The 14,658-nt window shown below is 39.4% G+C and carries 14 protein-coding genes and 1 tRNA gene; 12 read left to right on the top strand and 3 right to left on the bottom strand.

Features of this window, described 5'->3' with window-relative positions; all coding sequences use genetic code 11:
- Positions 1–104: 104 nt before the first annotated feature.
- The 6 genes from AB6811_RS13090 to AB6811_RS13065 all read left to right on the top strand — a co-directional run bounded on the left by AB6811_RS13090 (position 105) and on the right by AB6811_RS13065 (position 4,217).
- Positions 105–821 (top strand): glycoside hydrolase family 25 protein, encoded by a 717-nt coding sequence (locus AB6811_RS13090; RefSeq protein WP_369491030.1) that lies wholly within the window; start codon positions 105–107, stop codon positions 819–821.
- A 37-nt stretch (positions 822–858) separates the two neighbouring features.
- The gene (locus AB6811_RS13085) at positions 859–2,223 is read left to right on the top strand and encodes a UDP-N-acetylmuramate--L-alanine ligase (protein WP_369491027.1); all 1,365 of its coding nucleotides are present in this window, start codon (positions 859–861) and stop codon (positions 2,221–2,223) included.
- Between the two features lie 50 nt (positions 2,224–2,273).
- On the top strand, positions 2,274–2,747 hold the full coding sequence (locus tag AB6811_RS13080; RefSeq protein ID WP_369491024.1) for a hypothetical protein: 474 nt from the start codon (positions 2,274–2,276) through the stop codon (positions 2,745–2,747).
- A 90-nt stretch (positions 2,748–2,837) separates the two neighbouring features.
- A tRNA-Glu gene (locus AB6811_RS13075) sits at positions 2,838–2,909 on the top strand.
- A gap of 26 nt (positions 2,910–2,935) precedes the next feature.
- Positions 2,936–3,187, top strand: coding sequence for a 30S ribosomal protein S20 (rpsT, locus tag AB6811_RS13070; protein WP_369491022.1), 252 nt, complete (start codon positions 2,936–2,938; stop codon positions 3,185–3,187).
- Between the two features lie 121 nt (positions 3,188–3,308).
- Complete coding sequence (locus AB6811_RS13065) at positions 3,309–4,217, top strand: DMT family transporter (RefSeq protein ID WP_369491020.1); 909 nt, start codon at positions 3,309–3,311, stop codon at positions 4,215–4,217.
- A 5-nt stretch (positions 4,218–4,222) separates the two neighbouring features.
- Here the strand turns inward: AB6811_RS13065 and AB6811_RS13060 are convergent, their stop codons facing one another.
- Positions 4,223–6,511, bottom strand: a complete 2,289-nt coding sequence (locus AB6811_RS13060; RefSeq protein ID WP_369491017.1) for an ABC transporter substrate binding protein — start codon at positions 6,509–6,511, stop codon at positions 4,223–4,225.
- A 379-nt stretch (positions 6,512–6,890) separates the two neighbouring features.
- Here AB6811_RS13060 and folK point away from each other — a divergent pair, with 379 nt between their 5' ends.
- Entirely contained in the window at positions 6,891–7,388 is a 498-nt protein-coding gene (gene folK, locus AB6811_RS13055; RefSeq protein ID WP_369491014.1) for a 2-amino-4-hydroxy-6-hydroxymethyldihydropteridine diphosphokinase, read from the top strand.
- Positions 7,389–7,419: 31 nt separating this feature from the next.
- On the opposite strand, the gene AB6811_RS13050 is transcribed toward folK, so the two are convergent.
- Positions 7,420–7,935 carry a lipocalin family protein gene (locus AB6811_RS13050; protein WP_369491011.1) on the bottom strand — a complete coding sequence of 172 codons (516 nt, stop codon included), beginning with the start codon at positions 7,933–7,935 and terminating at the stop codon, positions 7,420–7,422.
- A 105-nt stretch (positions 7,936–8,040) separates the two neighbouring features.
- A complete protein-coding gene (gene upp, locus AB6811_RS13045; protein WP_369491009.1) occupies positions 8,041–8,691 on the bottom strand; it encodes a uracil phosphoribosyltransferase in 651 nt (216 codons plus the stop codon).
- Positions 8,692–8,764: 73 nt separating this feature from the next.
- Here upp and AB6811_RS13040 point away from each other — a divergent pair, with 73 nt between their 5' ends.
- The 5 genes from AB6811_RS13040 (at position 8,765) to AB6811_RS13020 (ending at position 14,461) form a co-directional block, all read left to right on the top strand.
- Positions 8,765–9,388 (top strand): DNA-3-methyladenine glycosylase family protein, encoded by a 624-nt coding sequence (locus AB6811_RS13040; RefSeq protein WP_369491007.1) that lies wholly within the window; start codon positions 8,765–8,767, stop codon positions 9,386–9,388.
- 874 nt (positions 9,389–10,262) lie between these two features.
- Positions 10,263–10,547 carry an HTH domain-containing protein gene (locus AB6811_RS13035; protein WP_369491005.1) on the top strand — a complete coding sequence of 95 codons (285 nt, stop codon included), beginning with the start codon at positions 10,263–10,265 and terminating at the stop codon, positions 10,545–10,547.
- A 169-nt stretch (positions 10,548–10,716) separates the two neighbouring features.
- Positions 10,717–10,920, top strand: a complete 204-nt coding sequence (locus tag AB6811_RS13030) for a hypothetical protein (RefSeq protein WP_369491003.1) — start codon at positions 10,717–10,719, stop codon at positions 10,918–10,920.
- 74 nt (positions 10,921–10,994) lie between these two features.
- Positions 10,995–11,819, top strand: coding sequence for a GLPGLI family protein (locus AB6811_RS13025; RefSeq protein WP_369491001.1), 825 nt, complete (start codon positions 10,995–10,997; stop codon positions 11,817–11,819).
- A 5-nt stretch (positions 11,820–11,824) separates the two neighbouring features.
- Positions 11,825–14,461, top strand: a complete 2,637-nt coding sequence (locus AB6811_RS13020) for a hypothetical protein (RefSeq protein ID WP_369490998.1) — start codon at positions 11,825–11,827, stop codon at positions 14,459–14,461.
- Positions 14,462–14,658: the final 197 nt, after the last annotated feature.

The following is a 14,658-nucleotide window of genomic DNA, read 5'->3' as shown; positions in this document are numbered from 1 at the left end:
CAATTTTTGACCTAATTCTAAAAGTATGCTGATAGTTAATTAAATTGATAGTGATTAGCTAACACAGCATTTTTACAACATTTCGGTATATTTGCAGCAATACTATGAAGAGGAAAAAAAGAAATAGCCATTACATTTTACCCGTTGCCCTTTTTATTGGTGCTTTAGCCGTATGGATTATTGTACGATTCATTTCCGATCCTCATCACCGTTACTTGATTTGGGGTATCGACGTATCAGCTCATACCGGAAAAATTGACTGGGAAAAAGTAAAGGATCATAAGGTTGATTTTGCCTTTATAAAGGCAAGCGAGGGTGCCACCCTTAAGGACAAATCGTTTCGCAACAATGTTACCCGTGCAAGGGAAGCGGGTATTCCCGTGGGTGCTTACCATTTCTTTAACTTCAACCGGAGGGGCATTGCTCAGGCACAAAACTTCTTAAGGGCAATTGATGGGGTTGAACTCGATTTACCCCCTGTGGTTGATGTTGAGGAATGGGGTAATGTGGTTCGTAGGCCACGCAAGCAAATAATTGCCGACCTGGTTGACTTTGTCGAACTTGTTGAAAAAACAACTGGACAAAAGGTTTTAATTTACACCAATAAGGATACATTTAAATGGTACATTAGCGAAACGTTTCCCGATCACGATATCTGGATCTGCTCTTTCGATCATACCCCCGAAATTGAGAAGTCATGGACCTTTTGGCAGTACCACCACGAGGGGCGACTAAAAGGAGTTCAGGGTAAGGTTGATTTTAACGTGTTTTACGGCAATACCATTGAATGGAAAAATTACTTGAACAATAAGAAACGGTAGAAAACATATTTCCATAACCTCAATCCCAGAAACTGAAATGCGTGTTCATTTTATTGCTATAGGCGGCAGCGCAATGCACAACCTGGCCATAGCCATGAAGCTAAAAGGTTACCAGGTAACCGGTTCCGACGATGAAATTTTTGAACCATCGCTTTCACGTCTTAAGAACCATGGTCTTTTGCCTAGCCATCAGGGTTGGAACCCAAGCATTATAACCCCTGAAATTGATGCCATTGTGCTGGGCATGCATGCACGAGCCGATAATCCGGAATTGCTCAGGGCAAAAGAACTTGGCATAAAGATCTATTCGTATCCCGAATTCCTTTACGAGCAATCGCGACAAAAAACAAGGATTGTTGTGGGTGGAAGCCATGGCAAAACCACTATCACATCAATGATCATGCACGTGCTAAAGCACCTCAACTTTAAGTTCGATTATATGGTTGGCGCTCAGCTAAAGGGCTTTGAGAATATGGTGTCGTTCTCCGATGATGCGCCATTTGCAGTTTTTGAGGGCGATGAGTACCTTACATCCCCTATCGATCCTCGACCAAAATTTCATGTTTACCGTCCAAACATTGCAATTATATCGGGAATTTCATGGGATCATATTAACGTTTTTCCCACTTTTGATATCTACCGGGAACAGTTTGCTAAGTTTATTGATTGTATTGAGCCCAACGGAACAATCATATACTGTGCCGACGACCCTGAGGTTTGTAGGGTTGTAGAAGAAAGCCAACGGAACGATATCAAAAGAATTCCCTACCATACCCATCCACATGGTATAGCAAACGGCATCTGGAGCCTTGATTTCAATGGCACAAGCATCCCATTAAAGGTATTCGGAAAGCACAATATGCAGAACATATCGGCTGCGAAAGCGGCTTGCATTACCCTTGGAGTTACTGAAAAACAATTCTACAATGCCATTGAAACTTTCGAAGGAGCTTCAAAGCGATTGCAGCTGCTAGCGCAAGGAACAAGCACCAGTGTTTTTTTGGATTTTGCTCATTCACCATCAAAACTTAAAGCTACCATTGAGGCTGTTAGGGAGCTATATCCTGCCCGAAAACTGGTGGTATGCTTTGAGCTACACACCTTTAGTAGCCTGACAAAAGATTTTTTAAGCCAGTATAATGGAACTCTCACAGGTGCTGATGTTGCATACGTTTTCTTCAATCCCCATGCCCTGGAATTGAAAAAATTGCCACCAATTGACCCAAACGATGTAATTCAAGGATTTGGTGATCCTCATCCTGCTGTATTTACTGATGCAAACAACCTTGTCGACGTCCTATTACAGCACAACTGGGGCAATAGCAACCTGTTGATAATGACTTCAGGCAATCTTGCTGGAACCGATTTACAACATTTAGCTGATGAGGTTGTTAAACACTAACGCTTTTTAATGTCAAATGAATATATTTGCACGAACTAAATACCTATAATATGAAAAGATTACTCTTTATTCTCGCTACAGTGTTTGTAGCTTATTCAGCTGCAAATGCCCAGGACTATAAAACTGGTCTTGGCCTCAGAGGTGGCTATCCCTCCGGAGTTACCGTTAAACATTTCTTTGCCCAGAAATCAGCAGTTGAGGGTGTTTTATCGTTTGGGTGGGGAGGAATTGGTATTACCGGACTTTATCAGCTTCACAATCCTATACCCGATGCACCGGGTTTAAAGTGGTACTACGGATTTGGTGCCCATTTTGCTACTGCCAATGCCGATAAAAAGAATCCATTTGAGAGCGAATACGGTAGCAAAGTTTTCCTTGGTGCCGACGGTGTAATTGGCCTTGAGTACACTTTTAAGGATGCTCCCATTTGCTTGGGGCTGGACATTCTGCCAATTTTTAACATTATTGAGTCCCCTGGTATTTGGTTTAATGCCGGATTTTCAGTTCGATACACTTTTAAGTAAAAAATTTTAGCAAAAATTTTGCAGAAAAAAATTTATCGTTTACCTTTGCACCCGCTTTCATGAGGTAATGCTCTTTGCAAAGTAAACAATGGCCCGTTCGTCTAGGGGTTAGGACGCAAGGTTTTCATCCTTGTAACAGGGGTTCGATTCCCCTACGGGCTACTAAACATGAAAATACTTTTTTAGCGATGGCAAACCATAAATCAGCTGAAAAGAGAATCAGACAAACTGAGACTCGCAGGGAACACAACCGTTACTATGCAAAAACAACCCGTAATGCCCTAAAGGCTTTACGCAACACAACCGATAAGGCTGCTGCCATGGAATTACTTCCTAAAGTATCGGCTATGCTCGATAAGTTAGCCAAGAACAATATCATTCATAAGAATAAAGCAGCTAACCTTAAGAGTTCAATTCAGAAACACGTTAACGCTCTGTAACAGGTTAATGAACAAGATACAATGGGCTGTTCCTTATGGTACAGCCCAATTTATTTTATGGAGTATTAAACCAAACAGCTCCATTAAACTCCAACTGGGTAATATTTATTAACATGAATTTATGGAACAATACTACGGCGAGCTTGCCGCTTTGCTAACAGCCTTTTTTTGGACTGTAACCGCCCTGGCCTTTGAATCGGCAAGCCGAAAGGTGGGTTCGCTTTCGGTTAACCTTTTAAGGCTGGGTACTGCCTTTATTTTCCTTTCGGTGTATGCCCTGATAAGTCGCGGAAAAGCATTTCCGGTTGATGCCGGCACGCATCAGTGGGTTTGGCTCTCGCTTTCGGGTTTGGTAGGATTTGTTTTAGGCGATCTATTTCTTTTTCAGTCGTACGTTGTTATTGGCTCCCGTATCTCCATGCTTATAATGTCGTTAGCTCCGCCATTGGCTGCAATCATAGGTTGGATAACCATGGGCGAAACCCTAACGCTCAAGCAGGCCATTGCCATGGCTGTTGTGCTAGCGGGTATAGTATTGGTAGTATTGGAGCGCCAGTCGGCCAATGAGAACGGAAATGGAAAACGGGTTCGGTTTTCGTATCCGGTTGGAGGGATACTTCTGGCGTTTGGCGGCGCGCTGGGTCAAGCCGGAGGCTTAGTTTTGAGTAAGTACGGAATGGCCGGCTACGATGTTATCCCCTCCGTTCAAATACGAGTTATTACAGGAATTGTTGGTTTTACTCTCTTTTTTGCCTTATCAAATAAGTGGAAAAACCTTTCCGATGCATTACGAAACGGTAAGGCTATGAAGCGGCTTTTAATTGGGGCATTCTTTGGCCCGTTTTTGGGTGTTTCCTTTTCGCTTTTAGCCGTAAAATACACCTCAACAGGAGTTGCGTCGGCCTTGATGTCGATTGTACCCGTTTTAATTATTGCTCCAGCCGTAGTTGTTTTCAAGGAAAAAATTACTGTTAAAGAGCTTGCAGGAGCAGTAATTACTGTGGTAGGCGTTGCGCTGTTTTTCCTTTAGGAAAATCAGGAAAGTAACATTGAAAGTAGTTCAATAAGCTTATCCTTGTCTATTGGCTTGGTGATGTGCTCATCGCAACCTGCCTCAAGCGACTTTTGTCTATCGGTATCCATAGCATTAGCTGTTTGCGCAATTACCCTAACGTTAGGCTGAGCCTGCTTAATTTTTGTAACCACCTCGTAGCCCGACATATCGGGTAGGTAAACATCAACCAGCGCAATATCAATTTTAACCTTATCGTTCAGGATAGTTGCAACCTCTTTGCCTGTAGCAGCCTGAAGGAGCACTGCACCCGTACCCTTGAGCATCTCCCTTAAAAGGATTGCCGAGGGCTCGTTGTCCTCAACAATAAGCAAAACCTTGTTTTTCAGCTTTGACTTTGAAACCTTAATTGGTACCTCAACCTGCTGCCCGGGTGTGGCTAAACTTATGGGTACCTCGAACCAAAAGGTTGATCCTACCTCTGGCCTTGAGTCCACACCAATCCTTCCTCCCATAGCCTCCACTATTCCCTTGCATATTGAAAGGCCTAAACCTGACCCGCCGTACTCCCGGTTCAGCGTTCCGTCTATCTGCCTAAAACGCTCAAAAACTGCATCGAGATACTGCGAGTCGATACCAATGCCTGTGTCCTCCACGCTCACTCTGAGTAAATCGTGTATAACACTGTAACCTAAAACTATCCGTCCACTACTGGTAAACTTAATGGCATTGTTTAGCAGGTTCATTACCACCTGTTGAAGCCTATCGGGATCAGTTACTACCTCAAGGGCTGCATCGGTGGGACGAAACGACATTTCAATGGCTATGTTATTTTTGTTCACCCTGTCGAGTTCTACCTCGGCAGCCCTATAGCAGTTGGCAAACAGGGGGCCAAGCTGAACAGGGCGTTTATAGATGGAAAGCTGCTTTGAGTCAATCTTTGAAATATCAATGATATCGTTAATAAGCCTCATTAGCCGTTGAGCATTCTCTGCAATAATATCAAGATAACCGTTTACCTCTTCCGGACTTAGCAGCGATGATTCCTTTATCAGCTTTGAAAAACCAACAATGGCATTCATGGGTGTACGGATTTCATGGCTCATATTGGCCAGGAAAGCGCTCTTTAGCTCATTTGCCTCCTCTGCAAACTTTAAGCTGTTTTCAACCTCTTGGTTCTTTTGCTCCAGCAATGTGTTGTAGTACTTTTGCAACCTTAGCGCCTTGTGCCTCATGCGGCTATACACACCCATGAAAATTAAAAGCACAATTAGCAAAAGAACTATCGCTGCAACTACCAGAGTTGTGCCTCTGCTTAAATGAATAAACCTTTTATTTTTATTAAGGATGAGCGTTCCTTGGGGTAAAAGTTTTTGTGAAATGGAATATTTTACAAGTTGTAAATGGTCAACAATAAAATCGGATGGGCCATCGGTAGGAGCAATAGTTTTGGGCGAAACCCCTTTCAGTAGCAGACTTGCTAGCTCTCCGGCTCGTTTACCGTGATGGTAACCCGATATTATGGCTCCTCCAACTATTCCATGGTTTAGGTAAAACGACCATGTGCCGTAAATGGGAGCTTTAACGTTCCTGCTTAATGAATCCAGTATTGCCTCATAGGAAAAATAGTTCCCCTTGATATCTCTATTGAAAAGTAAGAATAGGATTGCCTCGTTATCGCTTAAATTAGAAAGAGTATCAATTAGGTCATAATAGCTAAGGTTCCAAATAACGCGCACCTCAAAACCAGGATTATACTTTAGTAGGGTGTTATTAATCCTCTCGCCAATTACCTTGCCTGTGGTTGTTTCATCGGTTACACAGTAAACCCTTTTTACATTAGGTTGAAGTTGCTTTATAAACTCAAGGTTTGCTTTTATATCAACCCTTTCCAGTACTCCAGTAAAATTTTTAGGGTAAGCCTTATCATGATTTACGCCCATGAAAACCACGGGAATAGTGTCTAACCCTGAAATCTCCTTTAGGAGCGATTCCATTAAGATAAAGGCGTCGTCATCGGTTAGGGCAATAAGATTAGGTTTTATTTGCTGTATCCGGGTCGATAAATAGATTTTTTGCTCTCTCCTGTTTAGATTTTCCGGAAAACGCTTGGTATCAAGATTTTCAATAAAGAACTCAACAGACTGGTCAAATCCTTTAACTGCATCAATAAACCCCTTATTTAGACTATCGGTCCAGCTTAAACCAGTATGATAAGAGTTAATGATGAGAATCCTATTAGGTAGTTCCTTGGCAAACAAGTAAAAATTGCCTGCCACCATTAAAACTGCTATCAAAACATTTTTGAACATGGATGGATCAAAAATTTTCAATACCCCAATTTACGAAAAAATTAAGCGAGATTTGTCAATAGAAACCCAAAAAACATTTAAATAACTTGTTTCTATTGACTAATCAAGGTAATCCCGACTTACCAAAATCTTTCATTCCGAGACTTCGGAATGATTAGATTTTGTTAGTCGATTAGTCAATTGAATTTTTCAATTGACTAATTTGGGAAAAACAAAACTCCTTTTAAGTTTAATAAAATTGTGCATTTGAATATCAAAACCCATAATACCTATACTATTGATTGTTAATAACATGTTAATTTCGGTTTAAAAAAATTTTGCTAAAGGCGAATAGCCTTTTAAAAAAAACGATATGTTTGCTACACTAACCCAAAAAGTCATGGCTAAAGTTTACCTATCGATAGGTGGTAATTTAGGTGATAGAGAGCAGCTGATTGATTCGGCCCGCGAGGCTATTGCAGCCCGAATTGGAACAATCAAGAAATCGTCATCCATATACGAATCGGAAGCCTGGGGCTTTGAAAGCGAAAACAACTTTCTGAACCAGGTTTTAATGGTTGAAACAAGCCTTAGCCCGGCTGCCATTATGCTGGAGATTTCGTACATTGAATCGAAACTGGGACGCGAACGCAACGGTAAGGGCTATACCTCGCGCACAATGGATATCGACGTGCTATTCTACGACCATCTGATACTTTACACCCCTGAACTTATTGTTCCCCACAAGCAACTCCATAAACGCAGGTTCATTCTTGAGCCCCTTAAGGAGATTGCCCCTGACTTTATTCACCCCCTGTTCTCCATCACCATTAATGAAATTGCCATTTCCTGTACCGATGCCGGAAAGGTATGGAAGTACGAGCCAGTTAATGCCTAAAACACATTTAACGTAACAACTAAAAATGCCCCTATTCGGGGCATTTTTGATTTACTGTAATCAGCCTTTGGGTATCGAATCCTTTTTGGCTGGCTATATCAACTAGTTGCACATAGGTTGTTGAATCTATTTGTGGCGTACGCGATAGAATCCAGAAATACTTTCGCTTTGGCTCCCCCACAAGCGCATAGCGGTAATCGTTATCAATGTAAACCACCCAGTATTTGCCAGCAAATGGCCAAAAGAACCTTACTTTTAGCTTAGCAGGCTCATCCTCACGGGAAACCCAAGCCACTCCTTTAATGCTGCTCACGCTGCCATCGGCTCTTACCCCCTTGTTTTCAACGGTAACCCGCCCATCGGGACGAAGGGTGTAGGTAGCTGTTATGCACTCCAACCCCTTTTCAAAGCTATTGGGCAGCCTTGCAATCTCATACCATGTACCGGCGTAGCGTTGGAGGTCGAGCGCTGGTACTGTCTGCAAATCCTGCGATTTGCAGGATGTGCCGAACAACATCGAAACGATTACCATGACTTTTAGTCTCATTGCAAACATGCTGGTTAATGAAGAGTATTCATAATTAATAGCTTAAAATGATTAAATTTTCCCTGTTTTGAAAATAAAATACATACAAACACCAAAAACCAACCCCTAATCCTTCTTTCCGTAAGCCAGGTCGCCGGCATCGCCAAGGCCTGGAACAATGTACGATTTCACCGTGAGCTCATCGTCAATGGCACCAACCCAAATGGTTGCCTCGCTGGGCGAGAGGTTGCGTTTCATATAGTTTACCCCTTCCTTTGAACCAATTACTGCCACAATATGCGTATGCAGCGGTTTACCGTGTTCAAGCAAGGCCTTGTATGCCAGTAGCATCGATGCCCCAGTAGCCAACATGGGGTCGATAAGTACCAGGGTCTTGCCCTCGATACTGGGACACGAAATATACTCGAACTGAATGCGGAAGGTGCCATCCTTGTCGTATTTCCGGTAGGCCGAAATAAAGGCGTTCTGCGCCTTGTCGAAATAGTTTAACATTCCCTGATGTAGGGGTAAGCCAGCACGTAGTATGGTGGCCAATACAACATTATTGTTTGGAACTGAAACATCGGCTGTTCCAAGCGGTGTTTGCACCTGTACGGTTTGGTAGCTCAATACCTTGCTAAGCTCGTAGGCAAAAATTTCGCCGCATCGTTCAAGATTGCGGCGGAAACGCATAAAATCATTCTGAACATTTACATCTCTTAACTCTGCAATAAACTGGTTAAGAATAGAGTTCTGCTGTCCAAGTTCGTGTATCATCGGAAATGTTTTATCTTAGCAAAGTTATAAAAATATCAACCTACTTTGCAATTCTTTTTTTTGAAAGATAGCAATGAACAAAGCCATAGTCGATATCCTAAAGCGTGACAGTGTAATTGCCCAACTGGCCGATACGCTTGAAGTTAAACCCCTGCCTGTTACCAACGATATCTACATTGATATGCTGGAGAACATTATTAGCCAGCAGCTATCGGGCAGGGTGGCGACCACAATTTTTAATCGCTTTCTGGATTTGTTTCCTGACAGATACCCGAATCCAAATCATCTCCTAAAGTTCGATGACTTGGAGCTCCGAAAGGTTGGCCTGTCGGGTGCAAAAACCATTTACCTGAAAGCTATGGCGGAGTTTGCAATGAACCACGATTTAGCTGTTGACTCCATCCAACGGCTGCCCGACGACGAGGTAATTAAGCTGCTAACACAGGTTAAGGGCGTTGGGGTGTGGACTGCCCAGATGCTCCTCATCTTCTCCCTAGGCCGAAACGACGTTTTCCCCGTTGACGATCTTGCCATTCGCCAGGGAATGGCTGAGCTTTACCATCTGAAAAGCGATGGGAAAAGGCTTCGGCACGATTTATTGCAAATATCAGAGCGATGGGCACCCTACCGCACCTGGGGAACCCGTTTGGTTTGGGCATACGTTAACAGCAAAAAACAGAATGCTGCACGTGTTTAGGCTATCCATGATTTTCTTGTACTTGCCTAAAGATCTTCCAATAGTTAGCAATGAAATATCTCGCTAAAGTTCATCATGGAACTATTAACATCATCAACTATAAGCTAACACTGTCATCAAGAGCGCAGCGAAGGATATCTAATCGACCCCATGAGACGTTTCGCTTAGCTCAACATGACAATAGTTTCACGAACAACGAGCAACAGTAAGTATCACAGAGTTACACAATGTAACACGGTGTTACACAGAGCGTGTGACGTGATATTCTCGAACATTGATTCACGAATAGCGAACAACGTCTCAAGCCCCGTAGGGGCGTAATATTTGTAACCAAAGTGCTACCCCCGCTAGTATGGCGATGCACGCAATGCATAAGCCAAAAAGCAAGACTGAAGCGTTGCATCGCAATAGGAAAGCACGGCAAAGAGCGATTGCCAGAAAACCAATCAAAAGGGGATGAAGGGAGATAGAGATGCTTCGGCTAGCTCAGCATGACAAAGTGAGCGAAGGAGCCAATGGTGTTGTCATTCCGAGCTAGTCGAGGAATCTCATTAAAAAAAGTAATAAAGGAGGATATAGATGCTTCGACAAGCTCTGCATGACAAGGGAGTAGAAAAAGTATGGTTTTGTCATCCCAAGCAAAGTCGAGGGAACTCTTCAAAGGATTGAAGAGAAAAGAGCAATGAGCTGTTTCGGCTCAATCTTATCCGATTTTTTGGTAACCAACATGAAAATTTTCATGGCTAAACCACATTGTAATAAGTATTCTATTATTTTTGTATAAGTATTAAATTTTTCTTTAACACATTTATTTAAGATACAAAATATTTTTCACAAATATCGTTACTTTTAATAATATCATATTAAAAGGGTTATGAATATTATTGAAACAAAACACCGTTTAGAGTATCTCGATTTCCTTTTACGAAGCGGTAAGGCAGGAACTGCAGCGGAAATAGCCAGTAAGCTGGGGGTTAGCGAGCGTACGGTAAGGTGCTACTTTGAGCAGCTAGCAATCATTAATGTGCCCCTGGAGTACGACCATGAACTCCGAACCTGGAGGTACTCCCGTCCGGGTAAGCTGACGCTATGCTTTATTGAACAAGAGCCCAAAAGCCATACCGATAGTAATAGCAAAGCCATCCTACCCCCCCCATAAACATGTTATAAAACATATATTTACTTTCAAGGCGGAAGTGTAGCTGCCGACCTACTAGTTTACTTTGTATTAACTAATCCATTTAAAAAAACAGCGCTGGGTGGATTGGTGGGCGGAAACCGAAAAGCCTGGGGCATTCCCTATGAGTAGGAATAAATTTAACATTACTATGAAAATTGTTAAACCGTTATTACTAATTACTTTGTTATCCTTGGGACTTAGTAGTTCTTCACCAGCAGTTGAACAAGAGGTTGCTTGTGTAAAGTATTCTATTCAGTGTGATGCAGGTTCTTTTAATGGAACCATCTGTGGAAGAACAACAACTGAAATTGTAGGCAAGGTATTAGCAATAGCTGATATTGTTTGCCAGTAATGAAAAGGGGGTAATGTTATATCCATTACCCCTTTAAATTAAATTTATAACTATGCATTAAATAATTACAAACCATGAGATATTTAATTAATATTTTTATTTTTTTAGTTTTTTCCCAATTGCTATTCGCACAAAAGTATAAGCAGATTGATGTGTCCCAAAGGAAATTTTATTATGAATATACATTTTACGAGGAGCACGGAAATCCTAATTCTGTGAAATCGCATCAAATGGTTTTAGAGGTTGGTTCTCAATGTTCGAAATTCTATAGTACAAGTGCAATGTATGCGGATTCTTTATTTATGCTATACGCAAACGAGCCTTCCGATGTGGCTTTTTCAAAATTACTACCTCAGGTAAGCGGCTCGCCAGTTCCTGCGTATTGCAATTACTATGTTTATAAGAACTACCCTGAAAAAGGAACCACGTTATTTACAGGAACCGATATGAGTATTGAAGGGAATTTCTTAGTAAACGAAAAAATCAAGTTTAACTGGGAAATTGATGATAATTCGGATACGATTATAAGCGGACTGTCTTGCATTAAGGCTAAAACCCAATTTGCTGGGAGAAACTATATTGCATGGTTTACATTAGCTATTCCAATTAACGATGGACCTTATAAATTCTATGGATTACCTGGGCTAATTGTTTTTTTACATGATTCAAAAAAAGAACATGTTTTCAAACTTGTTTCAATGAAAAATGTAAAGAAACCAATCTATTTTGTGGATAAAGATTTTATTACGACCGATGCAAAAGGATTTGTAAAAGCGCTTGAAGCAAGTAAAGCAGAACTGATTAGGATGCTTGATAACGTAACGTTTTCGGATGATGCAATGAAGTACAAAGCAGTTATGAGAGTTCAGCGAAGAAACAATTTTATTGAACTTTATTAGTTAATATGTATAAAGTTGGCTTTTTAGTTGCAATATTTTTTACTTGCACTTTAACCTTTGCACAAAACACAATTGAGGGGAAAGTAAAGTCTTCCGACGGAGTTTTTGTTAGTGATATTTCTATTACTGTACATCCTAAAGATAACACAAGTAAAATTCTTTCATACTGCTACTCAGACGAAAACGGTGTTTTTGTTTTGAAAATTGACAGTAAATCGGATTCTGTTTTACTATTCTTTAGGTCTCTTCAGATCAAGGATACAGCTTTACTAATTTCAAATTCGAACCATAAACTCTTTATAACATTATATCCAAAAATTAATAACATTGATGAGGTTAAGGTAGCAAGTTCGCCAATTAGAGTTAAAGGCGATACAATTAGCTATTTAGTTTCATCTTTTGCAACGGAAAACGATTTTTCGATTGGCGATGTTATTGATAAGATGCCTGGTTTTAAAGTAGATGAAAATGGGAAAATTTCATACCAGGGAAAGGAAATAAGGAAATACTATATTGAGGGTATGGATTTGTTGGAAGGAAATTATTCTCTAGCAAATAAAAATTTGCCTCAAACCAGCGTAGCATCCGTTGAGGTGTTGTTAAATCATCAGCCAATAAAAGCAGTTGGTACTGCAATACCCACCGATGAAACAGCATTAAATATAAAGTTGAAAAATAATGTAGCTCTTACAGGTGTGGCTAAAGGAACAATTGGTCAGAAACCTATAATGTGGGATGTGAATACTACTCCAATGGCTTTTCAAAAAAGGCAGCAAATAATTTTATCGTGGCAAAATAATAATCTGGGGAATAGTATGTTCGATCAGCACCAGTCAATAACAATCAATAATGGAGAAGTTGATGGACTTTATACAATAAAGGATACCTATGTATCAACCCCAAACATTTCCTTTCCCAATGTAAAAAAAGCTGTTTTTACTGATAATAACACTAATTTAATGACATATAACCAAATAGTAAAATTCTCTAAAGAAGTTGATATTAAAATAAATGCTTCGTATCTAAAAAATAGGATTGATGTAAAAAAACTCGTTTCCAGAAGTTACTTTTTAACAGATTCCATATTTACTATTGATGAGAATCAAACTAATTCATTATTAGGTAGCAGTTTCATTGGAAATATAACAATAACTAAAAATAGTAAATCGGCATATTTTAAGAATAAAATAAATTACGGTGGGTTTTGGGATGAAAATGAAAGTAGCATATCAAATACTAACTTTTTACAGGATATTACTGCAACTCCTTTTCACCAAACATTAACAAATCAGTTTGAGTTAGTTATCCCCATTCAAAAATATTTTATACAGATGGGATCGGTTGTTGATTATAACTATTCTCCACAGGAATTATTTATGCGTTCAACAGGAAGTTTTTTAGATAACTTTGGTGATAGCTTAATACAAAAAATATCCAATCGCACCTTTAATACCCAAAATTCTATTTCTTTTACATTGCCAATAGGCAATTGGCTATTAGCATCTAATATATCATATAATTACAAGAATTTTATACATAATACTTCAATGATTGATAAAGGAAAAATAGTAGACATTGATTCATTAATAAACAACCTGGATTGGCAGAACTCTAGTGTAAAATTGCAGGAAGAAATAAATTATACATTAAAAAAGGTGAGGTTCATTCTCAAAATTCCAGTTTTATTCTCTAAAATCAATGCGAATGATCATTATCATAATCTTAAAATCGATAAAAATTTTGTTACAGTAAACCCATTTATTTCTGTAAAATTTAACTTATTTAAAACAATTACGTTTTATTCTTATGTGGGATTCAAACAAAGTACTAGCGAACCTATTGAAATGCTTCGGGGATATACTATTCCTAGTTATAGAAATTTGAATGTTAGCTATATTGATTTTGCTTTAAACAATACATTTTATTACAATTTTCATGCAACATTTCGAATGCCTTCGGCTGGACTTTTTGGTTCGTTAAGTTGGGATTACTCAAAACAGCATAAAAATGCTATAAACAATCATGTAATATACCCAAGTGGATATATAATAAATAGTCTAGTTAACCAAAGTTTAATTGGCAATAACCAATCGTTTAATAGTAGTTTAAGCTGGTTTATTAACGCTATTAAAACCACATTGAAGGTTGAAACAATATACTCTTTTACTAATATTCCAATTTTAGTAAATGACATGCAACAAGTTTTTAGGGTTAATACCCTTTCATTAACGCCTTCTATGTTTCTAAACTTTAGCTCTTTTTTTAATTTAAGATGTTCAAGTGAAGTTATAAAAAGTAGAGCCTATTATGGAAATTTAAGAAATGAAACTGTTGATTATAACAATGAACTTGATATATATTTTTTAATAAAGGCAAAACACATATTAGGTTTAGAAGCAAATTTTTATAATAGTAAGACCAAAAATCTTGAGCGCAATAGTGCCCTAATTTCAAATTTTTTCTATAAGTACAATCCCTCAAAGAGTCGTCTTACTTTTGAATTTAAAATTAGGAATCTATTCAATTCAAAAAGATACCTGCAGATTTATAGTTCCGAAAGTGAAGCAGTAAGAACGTTGTACTATTTACACCCCCGTGAGTATTTATTTACTGTTGGTTGGACTATGGGTAAAAGTAGGTAATAAGGAGTGGTAGAATTAAACTGTAAATACATTTTTTTTATACAATAAATATCTCACAGTTGACGTTATCAGTTTTATATTTATTCAAAATGTATTAACAATGTTGAAACAAAACACCGTTTAGAGTATCTCGATTTCCTTTTACGTAGCGGTAATACAGGAACTGCAGCGGAAATAGCCAGTAAGCTGGGGGTTAG

The organism is Tenuifilum sp. 4138str, from assembly GCF_041102575.1.
GTDB lineage: Bacteria > Bacteroidota > Bacteroidia > Bacteroidales > Tenuifilaceae > Tenuifilum > Tenuifilum osseticum.
The sequence above is the reverse complement of the archived record's forward strand: the minus strand, read 5'-3'. Positions and strand labels throughout refer to the sequence as shown.

Coding starts and splice junctions, on each gene's coding strand:
- AB6811_RS13090 (WP_369491030.1), top strand. CDS start 105: ATGAAGAGGAAAAAAAGAAATAGCCATTACATTTTACCCGTTGCCCTT.
- AB6811_RS13085 (WP_369491027.1), top strand. CDS start 859: ATGCGTGTTCATTTTATTGCTATAGGCGGCAGCGCAATGCACAACCTG.
- AB6811_RS13080 (WP_369491024.1), top strand. CDS start 2,274: ATGAAAAGATTACTCTTTATTCTCGCTACAGTGTTTGTAGCTTATTCA.
- rpsT (WP_369491022.1), top strand. CDS start 2,936: ATGGCAAACCATAAATCAGCTGAAAAGAGAATCAGACAAACTGAGACT.
- AB6811_RS13065 (WP_369491020.1), top strand. CDS start 3,309: ATGGAACAATACTACGGCGAGCTTGCCGCTTTGCTAACAGCCTTTTTT.
- AB6811_RS13060 (WP_369491017.1), bottom strand. CDS start 6,511: ATGTTCAAAAATGTTTTGATAGCAGTTTTAATGGTGGCAGGCAATTTT.
- folK (WP_369491014.1), top strand. CDS start 6,891: ATGGCTAAAGTTTACCTATCGATAGGTGGTAATTTAGGTGATAGAGAG.
- AB6811_RS13050 (WP_369491011.1), bottom strand. CDS start 7,935: ATGAGACTAAAAGTCATGGTAATCGTTTCGATGTTGTTCGGCACATCC.
- upp (WP_369491009.1), bottom strand. CDS start 8,691: ATGATACACGAACTTGGACAGCAGAACTCTATTCTTAACCAGTTTATT.
- AB6811_RS13040 (WP_369491007.1), top strand. CDS start 8,765: ATGAACAAAGCCATAGTCGATATCCTAAAGCGTGACAGTGTAATTGCC.
- AB6811_RS13035 (WP_369491005.1), top strand. CDS start 10,263: ATGAATATTATTGAAACAAAACACCGTTTAGAGTATCTCGATTTCCTT.
- AB6811_RS13030 (WP_369491003.1), top strand. CDS start 10,717: ATGAAAATTGTTAAACCGTTATTACTAATTACTTTGTTATCCTTGGGA.
- AB6811_RS13025 (WP_369491001.1), top strand. CDS start 10,995: ATGAGATATTTAATTAATATTTTTATTTTTTTAGTTTTTTCCCAATTG.
- AB6811_RS13020 (WP_369490998.1), top strand. CDS start 11,825: ATGTATAAAGTTGGCTTTTTAGTTGCAATATTTTTTACTTGCACTTTA.